Source organism: Clostridium sp. UBA4548 (assembly GCF_002387895.1).
Lineage (GTDB): Bacteria > Bacillota > Clostridia > Clostridiales > Clostridiaceae > Clostridium_J.
The window spans coordinates 12,595-27,208 of the sequence record NZ_DGLI01000036.1 but is presented as its reverse complement, the minus strand read 5'-3'; the positions used below and the strand labels follow the sequence as shown (position 1 = coordinate 27,208).

Below are 14,614 nucleotides of genomic sequence, written 5' to 3'. Positions count from 1 at the left end.
ATGTATTTCAACAATTATTCGTCTATTTTTTGTGGCATTTTTCTCTCCTTAAGGTTATTATTTCTACAAATATTTAGCAAATTAAATTATTTGATAAGTTTTAATGACAATTAAACTTATTATTATAACTTTTTATTGATAAATGTTAATTGAATTTACATTTTTAAAGTAAACACATATTAATTAAATATTTATATTTTTCTAATTACCTTCGAATTCTTATAGCACAATAAAAACCAAGCTATGAAGTATTTCCATTAGCTTGGCTTCTGTTGATTATATTACTATGAGTAAATGTCTGAGAATTCAATATTCATCATATCTACATATCTTTCTTTTCCTTGAAGCTCTATAAAATTACACTCTTCTTCTTCTGATACTACTTTTACAGGTAACTCTATGATGAACTCAGTACCTTTTCCTGGTTCACTTACAGCGAAGATAATTCCACCATGCATTTTTACAAGAGAATATACTAAAGAAAGACCTATTCCACTTCCCATTGTGTTTCTGGATAGAGTTTTTTCTACTTGGGCAAACCTACTAAAAATTTCTTCAAGCTTTTCTTTAGGGATTCCAACCCCAGTATCTTTAACCGATATTACTACACTATTTTCCTTATCTATTATTTCAACTGTTATTTTCCCACCACTATCTGTAAACTTAATGGCATTGGATAATAAATTTAAAATGATTCTCTCAATCATATTTCCATCTATAGCCATAATTCTTTCTTCTATATCTGTATCAAAAATTAGAGAAATACCCTTGCCTTCGATATACTCTGTAGTTGATAAGGTTATGTCCTCTACAACTGAAATGATATTTGAGTTTTTTAAATTTAATTTCAAATAACCAGTATCTATTTTTGTAATGTCTATAAGATTACTTATAAGCTTTAACATTCTATAGCAATTCTGCTTAAGAACTTGGCTATGTTTACTAAAGCCTAGTTCTTTTATATTTGTAATATTACTTCTAACCTTACTTTCCATAAGTTGTACAGTACCAAAGATTAAATTTATTGGAGTTTTTAGCTCATGGGATAGATTGGTGAAGAAGTCTCTCTGCATATTATTAAATAAGGTTTTTTGTGCTACTTCTTCCTTAAGTTTTTCTGATTGTTTTTGAGCCGTTATATCCTTAATCATTATAAACATGCAATCATCCATTTCATACTCATATGGCATTACAGTGAGTTCTGCATCAACTACAGATTTATCTAGCTTTGTAAGTTTAACCTCATAACCTTCAACCAGTTTATGAACTTCAAGTATTTTATTAAGACCCCTAACTTTCTCTAAGTCATCTGGATGAATAAAGTTTAAAACTGACTTTCCAATAACTTCACTATAGCTAGAGTATCCACACATATTTAAAAAACAAGAATTGGCTAATAGTATCTTATCTTTACAGTATAGAAGTATACCATTAGGAGAAGTTTCAAAAAACATTCTATACCTGTTTTCACTTTGCTGTAAAGCTCTATAAGGAGCCTTTATGTTAACTTCTACCATAGCTTTATAAATACAATAAAAAGCAACCAACTTAAAATGATGTCCTATTATATTTGAAAGTCCATATACATCAATATAAAAAGTGAAGGATAGTTCTGTTGCAATGCTTAATAGAGAGTAAGCCTGTAAGTACTTAAAGGTTACTGGATTAATCTTACTTCTTTTTTTATATAATACAACCATGTTTGCTATATAGATTCCACTAATAACATATTCACTATAAATTTTAAAGGGTGTTAATCCTACTCCATCAATAAAACAGCTTGGAAATAAATTAACTGTAAATATATCTACAAATAAAACAATGGTTACTATTAAATAAGGAATCAATATATTTCTATACTTTACTGACTTTCCAAACAGCATTAAAGCTAAAAAAATTGAAATACTGTTAATATATCTAGAGGCAAGCCACATTTGAGTTGGTAAATCTGGACCAAAATTTGGAAATACCCCCATGCCTTTATAAGCTAAAGTATGTATTCCATCTATTATAGCTACAACACCAAAAGATATTCCAAGAATATTAGTAGCTGCATCTCTTGAAAAATTATTGGTATTATTAACAATAGTGAATATCATCAAGGCTACCAGTATACAAAAAATTTCAATAATCCCATGGAATAACAAGAAATTCTTATAACTTAAATAGCTCATTGCACAAAAAAATAGAGTTGCCATAACAACTAAGTTAAGTTTCTTTTCCCTTTCATTAGATGTCAAATATCTCACATTCCTTATACTGTCTTTACCTAACAAATCATTCATTGAATAAATCCTCCTGACTATTATTGACAAGTCCCTATTATGTGTTAAACCATACTAACATTATTTATTAAATTTTCCCAATATTACCTATATTATTACATCATTATTAATATTCGTCAATAAAACAAACTTATTTTTGGCATTTTTTTAGTATATTAAAACTTTGTCATAATATTTTTATGTATGAAAATATAAATTTATTACTGCAATTAATAATAAGTCTTAAGAAAATATCATTCTATAGCTTTGTTAAGGTTTTGTAAACTGATTTTTATATGGAATTTTCCCCATGCCAAATTTAGTAAAATATGCTATAATTAATATTGATTATTATTTACAAGGGGGACTGAGCAATGAAAAACTTAAAAGGTACAAGAACTGCGGAAAACTTATTAAAGGCCTTTGCTGGAGAATCTCAAGCTAGAAATAGGTATACTTATTACTCAAGTGTAGCTAAAAAAGAGGGCTTTAACCAAATATCTGCTCTTTTCATGGAAACAGCAGAGCAAGAAAAAGAACATGCTAAGAGATTTTATAAGTTTTTAAAAGAGCAAATGAATGGAGAAGGTATTGAAATTACTGCTACTTATCCAGTAGGCTTAAGCGATGACACTAAAATAAATCTAGGTTATGCTGCTGCTGGAGAAAATGAAGAGTGGACTGAACTTTATCCTGAGTTTGCAAAAGTTGCAAAAGAAGAGGGATTCCCTGAAGTTGCTCTAGCTTTTGAAATGATTGCTAAAGTTGAAAAATTCCACGAAGAAAGATATAGAAAGTTACTTGCTAACATAGAAAACGGAACAGTGTTTAAAAAAGATGAGCCAGTAATGTGGAAATGCGGCAACTGTGGCTTCATATTTGAAGGAAAAGAAGCTCCTGAGAAATGTCCAGCTTGCGTACATCCAAAATCTTATTTTGAAGTTTTTTGCGAAAACTATTAGTAGCAAAGCCCCTCTCTACCCCTAAAAGTAGAGAGGGGCTTAACTTTTGCATTTTTGTAAAAAATCAGGAGTTAGTTTGACTTTTACCTTCTGCTTTATTTTTTAGTTCCATAACCCAATAAGTTAATTCTTCTACTTGCTTCTTTAGTTTCTTAACTTCTTTTGAATCTCCTCCATTACTTTTCTCATCTTTATTTGATTGTTCACTACTATTCTGATTTTCAATTTCCCCATTAATAAAGGTTATTACATCCCCAATTATATATATCATATTAGCTACAGTAACTTGATCATTAGTTTCCAGATTTTTTGCTATTGTTACCCCTATTAATACTGATAAAGCTATAAGTTGGTTAGTGGAAAAACACTTAAAGTTTATCATAGCATCCTCTTACTTAAGTACTATTAGTATATCTTATTTAAATCATAGGAATAAAGTTAATAATATTTAATACTTTTTTATTCATTAAAATAACTGTATTGCCATAATATATCCTACATGTTAAAATAAAAACCGACCAGTCTTTTTTTAAGGAGGTGTTAATTAAAATGCCAAAGATTACCGAAGAAAGTAAACAAGAAAGAATATCTTTAATTTTGCATCATGCTTTTAAAATATTTTCTCATAAAGGTTATTCTGACACTACTATTGATGATATTGTTAATGCTTCAGGAGTTAGTAAGGGCGGAATATATACTTATTTTAGGAGTAAGGAAGAAATATTTTTAGCAATAGCAGAAGACCGTCTAATCAATAGAAAGAAATTAATAGCAAGTTTTACTTCATCAATGAGTAGCAAAGAAAAATTAAGTAGCTACCTTCAATGGATACTTAACTGGGTTATTGATGAAAAAAATATACTTCAAATTAAATTTACTTTTGAGTTTTGGTCCGTTACTTCTAGAAATGATGCTGTAAAAACTTTTGCCTTAGAGAGGTATAACCAGGTTTCAAAAGATTTATGTGCTCTTTTAAAGGAAGGAGTTACTAGAGGTGAGTTTCGGAAAGATTTAGATGTAAATTCTATTTGCTATATAATACTCTCTTCTACTGATTCTATAGGATTTTATACAGGTATCATGGGGGTTAAAGCAAACGACGCAATAGCTAATAACTTAGTAAATATGATTATAAATAATATTTGTGAGGTGGATTAAATGATAAATTACAAAAAATGTTCTGAAGTTAATATGGATTTAATATTTGATGCGTTTACTATAGGTTTTTCTGATTACATTATAAAACTTTCTATGCCAAAGGATATTTTTGTTAACAGATTCTTTGGACCAGAGGGTAATTCTTTAGATTATTCTCATATAGCTCTTGATGGTGATAAAGCTATAGGTGTTATTCTTGGTGGAATTAAGCATTATGAAGGAATTAAAACTATGCGCTGTGGAACACTAGCTGTCCATCCTAACTATAGAGGGCAGGGCATTAGCCAAAAACTTATGGAGCTTCATAAAGAAGTTGCTTCTAAAAATAACTGCAAACAATTATTTTTAGAAGTAATTGTTGGTAATGATAGAGCTATTAAATTCTACAATAACCTTTCCTATGAAAAAGTTTATGACTTAAAGTACTTTTCACTAGAGGATTTATCCACATTAAGAAATTATAATAATCCACATATGCACATTGAAAAAATTAATTTTGTGGACTTCAAAAATGCCTTGGAAGAGACTAAAGATTATCACATAAATTGGCAGAGCGATATAGATTATGTAGAAACGCTAGAAAACTCGCTTTATTATGGTGCTTATGTAGGAGAAACTTTAGTTGGGTATTTATGTGGAAATACTACTGGAAAAACAAATATTTTGTGGGTTAATAAAAATGCTAGAAATAAAGGGATTGCCTTAGGTCTTTTAAGTACATTCTCTAAGGAAGTTGATGCTTCAAAACTTTCTATAACAGTACCAAATAACCACCTTATGGAAGGCTTTATAAGACATATAGGCTTTAAAAAAGATTCCATTTCTCAGTATGAAATGTATCTTAATATATAACCATATACCTTTTAAATTATGCTTGAGTGGGAGTTAATTAGTTTTTCTATTTATAGCTTAAATCTCCTTCCAAAACTTATTAGTAAAGTGAATTTAATTACTATTTAATAATATTTTTATTTTAATTTATTATTTTCCCTTAAACTTTTCCATTTTTTACTCGTATATTATCATGGGGATATTCCTAAACTTTTTATCAACAATAAAATGGGGTGAAATAATGTACTTAATTAGAAAACTATGGAGTGATATGGATTTTAGGGACTTTATTGAAATTGACCTTAATGCTTATCCAGGACTAAAAATCACTTCTTTAGAAGAAAAAAATAAATTTCTTGAAAATATTACAAAGATTCATAAAGAAAATCCTTTTGTTAAATTTTATGGAGCTTTCAATGGTGATACCATGGTAGGTGGTATGAGGCTTCATGACTTCAAAATGAATCTTTTGTCTCATAAAATTCCTGTTGGAGGGTTAGGCTCTGTAGCTGTAAACCTTCTTAATAAAAAGGAAAAGGTAGCAAAAGAAATTGTAACTTATTTTATAAATCACTATAAAAATCTAGGAGCTTCCATGGTGGTGCTTTATCCCTTTAGACCCGATTTCTATAAAAAAATGGGCTTTGGTTTTGGAACTAGTATGAATCAGTTTAAGATTCAGCCTTGTAATCTACCAAAAGGCTCTTCAAAAAACAACATCTGCTTTATAAAAGAAGATGAGGCGTCTTTGCTTTTAGATTGCTACACTAGAGTGTTTAAAAAAACTAATGGCTTAATAGAGAAGTATGAAGCTGAGTTTATTGGAAAACTTAAAAATCCTAGATTAAAGGCAGTTGGCTATAAAAGAAATAATGTAGTTCAAAGTTATGCCTTCTTCGAATTTAAACCTAGTGAAGATGGAAACTTTCTACTGAACGATATGGTTATAAATGAATTTTTGTTTGAAAATTCTTCTGCTCTTTCAGAAATGCTGACCTTCTTTAATAGCCAAAATGATCAAATAAGATATATAATTTTTAATGTTCAAGATGAAGATTTTAGATTCATCTTAGATGATCCTAGAAATGGTAGTAATAATATGTTTACTCCTGTTTATCATGAAAGTAACATTCAAGGAACTGGAATAATGTATAGAGTTATTAATACTAAAGGGCTATTTAAGGAATTAAAAGATCATAACTTTAATGATGTAACTTGCACTATGAAGTTAACTGTAAAAGACACCTTTGTTAGTGATAATGATGGAAGTATAATAGTTAAATTTCAGCATGGCAAGGCTTCCTTAAGTAGTGAAACTGACTTTGATGTAGAGGTAACCCTGGATATAGCTGACTTTTCCTCATTAATAACTTGTTCTGTTTCCTTTAAAAGTTTATATAAGTACGGAAGAGCCTTAGTTTCTAATAAATCCTACATTAATAAAATAAATAAAATTTTTTCAACTGATGAAAAGCCAAGTTGCCTATCCCAATTTTAGGATAAGTTCTAATTAAGGTATATGTAATTCAATGTAATTTTAAAAATCACTGCATAGATTTATTGCAGTGATTTTTCATAAATAAATTTAATTTTTTATGGAATACTATACCTATATTAATTGAAGGGAGTCCTAAATAATGCTAACCAATAAAGAAAAAACTTTAATTGAAGATAACTTAACTGCTGAATATCTATGCATAAGAAAATATGAACAATATGCTGCTATGGCATCCGATCCACATATTAAACAAGTGTTTACAGATCTTGCAAGTAAGGAACAACAACATGCTACTACTCTTGAAAACATGTTAAGCCAAAATGGTTCTAGTTCTAATAGCCTATTTAAAAGCTATAATAAACCCCAAGGTGATTTATCAGATATCCAAAATAGTTTAGGGATTACTGACGCTCAGCTTTTGAATGATGCTCTTAGCACTGAAAAACATGTTTCAAGCTCCTATAATACCGCTGTTTTAGAGTCTGTAGATGCTAACATAAGAAAACAGCTTCAACATATTCAACAAGAGGAACAAGGTCATGCTGAAACTTTATTTAAAGAAATGCAATCAAAAGGTTGGTATAATCCTTCCTAAAAATAAGTAAAATTGAGTTTAGGCAAAAAGGCACTATGCATCATGCATAAAAGTCCTGAATAATATAAAGGCCATGGATAAATTGAGAAATAATTCCTCTCATATCCATGGCTTTAATAATATAAAATTAACAAATATACATTTTACAACAGCTTCCTTTTGTTACCTTTAATTATTTGCCTCCTATTGCCTCCTATTGCTACCACTTATTTACTCGTTTAAATTATTATGAAAAGATCTCCAAAACTCCCCTTCTGTATTGATTATATTCGCAATCTCCGTAAAGGGTATTTTAAAAGTTGGGAATCCTGCTGCAAAAGCTGCTATCTCATAAGGAGTAAAGTAAACATATAGATTGTTTTCATCTACATAGAAGGGTTGATTTTCTCTTATCCCCTTATAGGTATCTGGGAATATATAAAAATTTTCTCCCATATCCTTTATTTGCTTACCTACTATATCGCTAATTACCTGTAGATAGTTACTATCTGTCTTGAATAAATCCTTCAATTCATAAATGTTCCCATTGCTAAGATTTATATGAACATAAACTTTAGTAGGCATTCCATGAGCAGCTCCAAAATAGTATTCATAGCCATCAAGCTCCAAAACTAGGAGATTTTTTCTAAAAAATTCTACTGAAAAATCCCCTACATAACTAGAATCAAGTTGGATGTTTGCATCAACAGGTTTAACCAAAGCTAATTCCTTTAATTTATCATTTATACCTTGTTGTAATTCTTTATCTTCAATACCTTGAATTTTAGGATAATAAACTAAATAATCTTTATTAGGCTTATACTTTTCCTCCATAACCTGATACTTTTCATTTAATGGAATAACTTTATCTTCACTCCAGATTACCTTACCGTTTTTATTTAAATAGAAGGTTCTATAATCTATATTTGCCTTAATTATATCATCTTCCAAGAATAGAGTTCCCTCACCCTCAACCTTTGGCAAACTATCTTCAATTTTCCCATCTAAACCTATGAAAAAAGTGCTTTTCCCATCTGTAGCAGATGCCACGCCTTCCTTAAACTCTAATATATTATTAAATATAAAATCTGTAAGTATTTTCCCATCTATATCTGCTAAAGCAAATTTAGAACCCATATAAGGCTTTTCTTCGTCAATAGCCTTTCCTAGGGACACTCTATTTTCTCCCAGAAAGCTTATATTGTTATATTCAGGATCAATTATTAAATCCCCTTGTTTATCTATAACTCCGTACTTATTTAAATAATCCTCTGACATATTAACTAAAGCTCTTTCTTCCTTAAATGAGCCCGCCCATGGAAACTGTGGCTCTATAATTACCCTTCCTTCTTCATTTATATATCCATACTTGTCGTTGATATTCTTACTAAAAGGTAGTAGATTATCACTGGAATTCCCTACAAAATAATAGTCATATGAATTTAATATATTTCCATTGCTATCAATAAGCTCATATTGATTTTCCTTAACTTTAGCTATAGCCTTGCCATTATCAAAGTCTCCTGCGGAATCATATTTAGCTGGTATTACTTCCCTACCTTCTAAATCTAAATATCCATATACATATTTACCTTCTTTATTTGTTTCACTAAATACTGCTCTTCCATCTTTGTAGCTTCCTATAAAGCTATAGGCTTTAGGGTTTAAAATTTCTCCTTTTTCATTTATAACTTTAAAACCCTCTTTATCAATAACCGCTCCTCGCCCCTCTGAAAAACCAATTACATTTTCATATTTTGGTTCAATAACATATCTTCCTTCTTTATCTATTGCCCCTTGAAGATTATTAACTCCAACTATAGCTAAACCATTGTCTTGAAAATCCATAGCATAATCAAACTTGGGTTCAATTATAAACTCCCCAGTTGAGTCTATATACCCCCAAAGTGTGCCCCCAATTTCCTTAGTTGCTACAGGATATAAATTAGTCCTAATATCCTTTTTAGCTTCTACTTTCTGAGTCTCACTGTTAATTTCTCTATGATTACAACCTTCATCTTTATCTTCATTATCTAACATATTCTCAATATCACTTTTAATACTCATTAACTTACTCTTATAAGAAGGTGAGATTTTTCCATTTAAAGCTTCCTTAATGGAGTATAGTGCCTCCTGGTACATACCAGCTTTAAATTGCGCATTACCCAGGAAATACCATAAAAGTTCTAACTCAGGATTTTCCCTTAATTTCATCTTATAGTACCATACCACTTTTGAGAAATAATAAGGATAAACATCTACAGCAGGCCTTAGGTACCCCCTTTTCCATCGGTATACCTTAACCTCATATATCTCTCCTGTAACATGAGACCAGAGAGCCATCTCTACAGTTCCATTTATACCTTTAATACTAGGCATAGGTTCTACTTCAATTTTAGAGAAATATATTTCATCTTTAATTAATTCCCTAACCCGCTTATTACTCCACTTTAAAATGCTTAGTCGAGACCATATAGCTCCAATCTGCCACCCGACAATTAGCTCTGGTGTTTTACTACTGGTTACTGGCGCAGCTTTTAAATATGTTACATTATATCCTTTACCTTTAATATTGTTTTCCATATACCAACTATTGTAGTAATTCTTTAGTATAACTAAATAAGCTTCATTCTTTAGCTTATATGCTGCTACTATTTCTTTTCTTCCATCCCCATCTATGTCTGCCATTATAATTGCTGGTTTTTTATATGGACCTTCCATGATTATGATATCTGCTTTATTAGGCAAGAACTTCTTTACAAGGTTAAATAAATTCACTTCACTCCACATAACATAATCCTTTCCCATTTTACTCTTAAGAATATCTTATGTTCAAAGGCTTATTTTGTGATTACTTTACTGATCCTTAAGTATTTTGACTTCACCCATTGCTATCTCACTTTCCCATAGTTGTTGAAAAGAATATAGATTTATTTAAGCTATAAAACTTCTAGTTATATCAGCTAATTATCCAGATAAATATCCTAATAATTCAGTTAACAAAAAGTAAAAAAATTAAGTTCTAAATGAAAGTCAGCTAGACATTGCCTATCTAACCTTCTAAAACTAGAACTTAATCTGATTAATTAAACTATATTTTTTATTGAACTTGAAGGTATCTTTGTTTTATTTCCTCCATAGTCATAGGCTTGCCGTAGTAATAACCCTGTACCTCATCACACCCTAATCCTTTAAGTATTTCAGACTCCCCTAAACTTTCTACTCCTTCTGCAATAACTCTTAGGTTTAAACTTTTTGCCATCATTATTATAGTTTTTACAATTTGGTAATCCTCTCGTTGATCCTTAATGCCTCTTATGAAAGGCATAGCAATTTTTAATTTATCCACTGAAAATTTTTTAAGATAACTTAGTGAAGAATAGCCTGTACCAAAATCATCTATAGAAATTTCTACTCCGATATTCTTCAAGTGTATTAGTTTTTCAATAATGTTCTCCTCATTACCCATAGCACTTTCTTCTGTTATCTCTATATCTAGCCACTTAGGTGCAACTCCACTTTCCTCTATGTTTTTATTCACCACATCAATAAAGTTAGTGTTATTAAATTGTTTTGGTGATATGTTTACCGCAATTTTTAAATCCATATGGTAAGTGGTATTTAACCCTTTTACCTCTTCACAAACTCTTTTTAAAACCCATTCTCCAATTTTGTCTATTATTCCTATTTCCTCAGCTATTGGAATAAAGTCTCCGGGGGATACCAATCCAAGAGCAGGACTCTTCCACCGAATTAAAGCTTCAAGACCAATAACTTTATCTCCTTCTAAATCCCACTGAGGTTGATAATGGAGAATAAATTCTTCATCGTAATCCGCATCTCTAAGTAGATTCTCCATTTCAAGTTTTTTAGATACCTCTTCCTTAACCTTGTTATCATAGAACTGAAAGTTATTTTTCCCCAGGGCCTTTGCTCTGTACATTGCAATATCTGCACATTTCATTAGTATAGAACGCTCTCTTCCATCAAAGGGGTATAGGGAAATTCCAATGCTAAAAGTAGTTACCAACTTATACTCCTTTATACTAAAGGATTCTTTAAAACAGTTTTGAATTTGTTTTGTAACTTCTAATACATACTTTTTACTAGGTGCATCAGGTATTACCACTACAAACTCATCTCCACCTAATCTTGCTACCATTGCATCTTTAGGTGCATGGGCTTTTAACCGCATGGCTACTTTCTTAAGTAATATATCACCTACATCGTGTCCATACCAATCATTAACTGCTTTAAATCTATCTAGATCTATAAACATTACTCCTATAATTGTATCGGAATTTTCTGACTTTAAAATCAGCTTGTCCAAGTTATCTAAAAACCATCTTCTATTTGGTAGCTTCGTTAGAGAATCTTCTTTAGAAATTAACTCTAATTCAGTATTTCTTATAGTCAATTCCTCTGTTCTTTCTTCTACCTTTCTCTCTAAAAAGGTGTTAAACTCATTTATCTCATTTATTTTTATTTGTAATTTTTCGTTTAGAACCTCGGCCTCAGAAACCTTTTGATTTAAGGATTTATTTAATTCCTGTTGTTTCACAAGCAATCTTTGATTTTCTATAGCTATACCTATATACTTTGATATTATCTTATGAATACCTATTATAATAAAAATTGCTAAACTATACTTTAAGCTTTTAATAGTTATAGCTAAAATCACTGCCATTATTGTTAATATTATGTATGATACTTTTCTTTTATTTTTACTTAATCTCACAGTTTTATCTCTCTTTTGTTTTTTATTTGTTTCATCTTGTTGTATTTCGCATAAAGCTGAATATCCTATAACTAAAAATCCAATAACCCAAATAGAGTCTAATATTCCATTTGATACATACTTATTATAGAATATTTCATAGGAATAAATGAAGTCTCCCACAGCTACAATTATACTTCCTAAAAAATATACTATGGAGGGTTTGTTTAACAAAAATCTTTCTTCATTGCTAAAAAATAGTATGCTAACAGTTGTGATTAAAATAAAATCTAAAGCCACATAAGCAGCAGTAAACATTTCACCTTGAGTAAAGCTCTGTAAGTTTGGAACTATGTTTTTCAATAACATTATCCAAGCCATATACATATATACTATGGTTATAGCTATGGTGTCAACAGCTAATTGAACTTTATTCCATTTATCTTTCTCCTTATAAGCTACATAGCAAATAGAAGAACATAATAATAAACTGGAAATAGCATAGGGTAAGTTAGTAGCACTAACAGGTTCAATATTGGACTTTAGTATTATTTCTCCATAGGCCCATACTAAATCTCCAATTAAGTAACTTATAGTACTTAATAATATTAGAATCCAAAATTCCTTATTTTTGTTACCCTGCCTCACTGCTTTGTATACCATGCTTGCAGCTATTGAAATTCCAATAAAAGAAAGTAAGTTCCCCATCAATGGGGACAACACTCCCCCTGAGGCTAGTAAAAAGCTGTAATAAACAATTATAAAAGTCATAGTTGTCATATGTACTAAAGTAGTTTTATTTTTTGCTTCTAACCCTTCCATATTTTCTCCCATCCCATCCTATGTATCCTCTATTATAAGCCCTTATTTAACCATAAATACTTTACCGCTATTTTTTATATTAAATTTGCTTTTTATTATTTACTTTTATTGTAATATAAATAAGTAATTTTATCTATAAAATTATTCCAAATTATACTTAGCTCTATAAAATTATACTAATAAATTTAGTACTTTGTTTCAGTATGGAAAATATAAAACAAAATTCACTTATACCTGTATTATGTTTTGCACAGAATAAGAAAGTTCATTAGTTTAAATTATAGATAAATATAACGTGAACCCTTGTAGACTTATATGTTATTACATATTATACTGAGAAAAAACACATAACTATTCATTATTACTACATGTACATATAAGGATTTAGTGTATCGAAATTTAACACTGAGACAAACTTTGAATTAAAAAAATTTTTGGGTTTAAATTGCTGCCCTTAAAGTGAAAATACTATAACTTAAATAGGTGATAAAATTATGTTAGATAATATAAGAATTGGATATGCTTGTACACCCTCTTCCCTTCCCTTTAAAACCTCCAGGAGTTTTATACTGAAAAATTTTAATGAAGATAGATTTTTTCAATGTGTTAAAGATAACTTAGATGATTTAATGAGTATCTTAAAATGGAATGTAGAAAATAGCATATATATGTTTAGAATAAGTTCAGACATTATTCCCTTCGGAAGCCACAGCATAAATACCCTTAAATGGTGGGATATGTTTAAGGAAGAGCTCTTAACTTGCGGAGCTTATATAAAACTTCACAAGCTAAGAGTTTCCATGCACCCTGGGCAATACACAGTGCTTAATTCTCCTAATGAAGATGTAGTCATAAAAAGTATAAGTGACATAGAATATCATTGTAACTTCTTAGATTCCCTTGGAGTGGATTATACAAATAAAATTATTCTTCATGTGGGTGGAGTTTATGGTGATAAGTATCTATCCACAAGACGATTTATTGATAATTTTAAAAGACTATCTGCATCAGCACAAAAAAGATTAGTTATTGAAAATGATGATAAAAGTTATACGCTTGAAGATGTGCTCAGTATATGCAAGGAATTAAATATACCTGCTGTATTTGATAATCTTCACCACAAGATAAATCCATGCTCATTAACCTTTGAAGAAATTCTTAAAAAGGTAAGTACTACTTGGAAAAAGGAAGATGGGAAGATGAAAGTTCATTACTCAGATCAAGATTTAGAAAAGAAAAATGGAGCACACTCTCAATTTGTAATTAGTGAAAACTTTTTAAATTATATAGAAAGTTTAGAAAAGCTCCCTATTGATATTATGCTTGAGGTTAAAGATAAGGAAATCTCTGCTATTAAATGTGTAAATTTATTAAAATCTTCCTTAAAATCTTCTGTAAAATATACTCAGTGGGCAAAGTATAAGTACTCTGTTATGGAGAAAAATTACTTGGAGTATAAAAAGTGTAGTAATGTTGTGAATTCAACTTCTTCCATGAAAGAAGTATATAAAGCTATTGATACCGCCCTATCTCTTCCCTTCAATGAAGGAAACTTTATTAACGGAGTTAATCATGTTTATGGGTATCTAAAGGATAAAGTCACTCCAAAAGAAAAAGAGGCTTTCTTTGCTTTGCTAGAAGACCCAATAAAAAATAGAGCTAAAATTAAGGGAACCTTAAAACGACTATGCTTAAAATATGATATAGATTACTTAAATAAATCTTACTATTTTATATATTAATTAGTTGAATAGAAATATCCTAGAGAATGATTAAATTCTCTAGGAT

Annotated in this window: 10 protein-coding genes; 6 read left to right on the top strand and 4 right to left on the bottom strand. The window is 29.9% G+C overall.

Going from position 1 to position 14,614, the window contains the following annotated elements; genetic code table 11:
- Positions 1 to 284: 284 nt before the first annotated feature.
- Positions 285 to 2,285: an MASE3 domain-containing sensor histidine kinase gene (locus B3040_RS13355; RefSeq protein ID WP_291574099.1), complete on the bottom strand. Its 2,001-nt coding sequence runs from the start codon at positions 2,283 to 2,285 to the stop codon at positions 285 to 287.
- Between the two features lie 353 nt (positions 2,286 to 2,638).
- Between B3040_RS13355 and rbr the strand changes: the two genes are divergently transcribed.
- Positions 2,639 to 3,226, top strand: coding sequence for a rubrerythrin (gene rbr / locus B3040_RS13350; protein WP_291574097.1), 588 nt, complete (start codon positions 2,639 to 2,641; stop codon positions 3,224 to 3,226).
- A 64-nt stretch (positions 3,227 to 3,290) separates the two neighbouring features.
- Here the strand turns inward: rbr and B3040_RS13345 are convergent, their stop codons facing one another.
- Positions 3,291 to 3,608 carry a hypothetical protein gene (locus tag B3040_RS13345; protein ID WP_291574096.1) on the bottom strand — a complete coding sequence of 106 codons (318 nt, stop codon included), beginning with the start codon at positions 3,606 to 3,608 and terminating at the stop codon, positions 3,291 to 3,293.
- Between the two features lie 167 nt (positions 3,609 to 3,775).
- Here B3040_RS13345 and B3040_RS13340 point away from each other — a divergent pair, with 167 nt between their 5' ends.
- From B3040_RS13340 to B3040_RS13325, 4 genes are all read left to right on the top strand, one after another.
- On the top strand, positions 3,776 to 4,384 hold the full coding sequence (locus B3040_RS13340) for a TetR/AcrR family transcriptional regulator (protein WP_291574094.1): 609 nt from the start codon (positions 3,776 to 3,778) through the stop codon (positions 4,382 to 4,384).
- Positions 4,385 to 5,236 (top strand): GNAT family N-acetyltransferase, encoded by an 852-nt coding sequence (locus B3040_RS13335; RefSeq protein WP_291574091.1) that lies wholly within the window; start codon positions 4,385 to 4,387, stop codon positions 5,234 to 5,236.
- 220 nt (positions 5,237 to 5,456) lie between these two features.
- On the top strand, positions 5,457 to 6,713 hold the full coding sequence (locus B3040_RS13330) for a GNAT family N-acetyltransferase (RefSeq protein ID WP_291574089.1): 1,257 nt from the start codon (positions 5,457 to 5,459) through the stop codon (positions 6,711 to 6,713).
- A gap of 139 nt (positions 6,714 to 6,852) precedes the next feature.
- A complete protein-coding gene (locus tag B3040_RS13325) occupies positions 6,853 to 7,308 on the top strand; it encodes a spore coat protein (protein ID WP_291574087.1) in 456 nt (151 codons plus the stop codon).
- Positions 7,309 to 7,518: 210 nt separating this feature from the next.
- Here B3040_RS13325 and B3040_RS13320 read toward each other — a convergent pair whose 3' ends face one another.
- Both B3040_RS13320 and B3040_RS13315 read right to left on the bottom strand, forming a co-directional pair.
- Positions 7,519 to 10,095 (bottom strand): WG repeat-containing protein, encoded by a 2,577-nt coding sequence (locus B3040_RS13320; RefSeq protein ID WP_291574085.1) that lies wholly within the window; start codon positions 10,093 to 10,095, stop codon positions 7,519 to 7,521.
- A gap of 292 nt (positions 10,096 to 10,387) precedes the next feature.
- Complete coding sequence (locus B3040_RS13315; RefSeq protein ID WP_291574083.1) at positions 10,388 to 12,838, bottom strand: putative bifunctional diguanylate cyclase/phosphodiesterase; 2,451 nt, start codon at positions 12,836 to 12,838, stop codon at positions 10,388 to 10,390.
- 482 nt (positions 12,839 to 13,320) lie between these two features.
- Here B3040_RS13315 and uvsE point away from each other — a divergent pair, with 482 nt between their 5' ends.
- Positions 13,321 to 14,568 carry a UV DNA damage repair endonuclease UvsE gene (uvsE, locus tag B3040_RS13310; protein WP_291574081.1) on the top strand — a complete coding sequence of 416 codons (1,248 nt, stop codon included), beginning with the start codon at positions 13,321 to 13,323 and terminating at the stop codon, positions 14,566 to 14,568.
- Positions 14,569 to 14,614 lie beyond the last annotated feature (46 nt).

Bases quoted from the DNA above. Each gene is read 5' to 3' on its own strand.
- B3040_RS13355 (WP_291574099.1), bottom strand. From the start codon at position 2,285: ATGAATGATTTGTTAGGTAAAGACAGTATAAGGAATGTGAGATATTTG.
- rbr (WP_291574097.1), top strand. From the start codon at position 2,639: ATGAAAAACTTAAAAGGTACAAGAACTGCGGAAAACTTATTAAAGGCC.
- uvsE (WP_291574081.1), top strand. From the start codon at position 13,321: ATGTTAGATAATATAAGAATTGGATATGCTTGTACACCCTCTTCCCTT.
- B3040_RS13345 (WP_291574096.1), bottom strand. From the start codon at position 3,608: ATGATAAACTTTAAGTGTTTTTCCACTAACCAACTTATAGCTTTATCA.
- B3040_RS13325 (WP_291574087.1), top strand. From the start codon at position 6,853: ATGCTAACCAATAAAGAAAAAACTTTAATTGAAGATAACTTAACTGCT.
- B3040_RS13335 (WP_291574091.1), top strand. From the start codon at position 4,385: ATGATAAATTACAAAAAATGTTCTGAAGTTAATATGGATTTAATATTT.
- B3040_RS13315 (WP_291574083.1), bottom strand. From the start codon at position 12,838: ATGGGAGAAAATATGGAAGGGTTAGAAGCAAAAAATAAAACTACTTTA.
- B3040_RS13320 (WP_291574085.1), bottom strand. From the start codon at position 10,095: ATGGGAAAGGATTATGTTATGTGGAGTGAAGTGAATTTATTTAACCTT.
- B3040_RS13330 (WP_291574089.1), top strand. From the start codon at position 5,457: ATGTACTTAATTAGAAAACTATGGAGTGATATGGATTTTAGGGACTTT.
- B3040_RS13340 (WP_291574094.1), top strand. From the start codon at position 3,776: ATGCCAAAGATTACCGAAGAAAGTAAACAAGAAAGAATATCTTTAATT.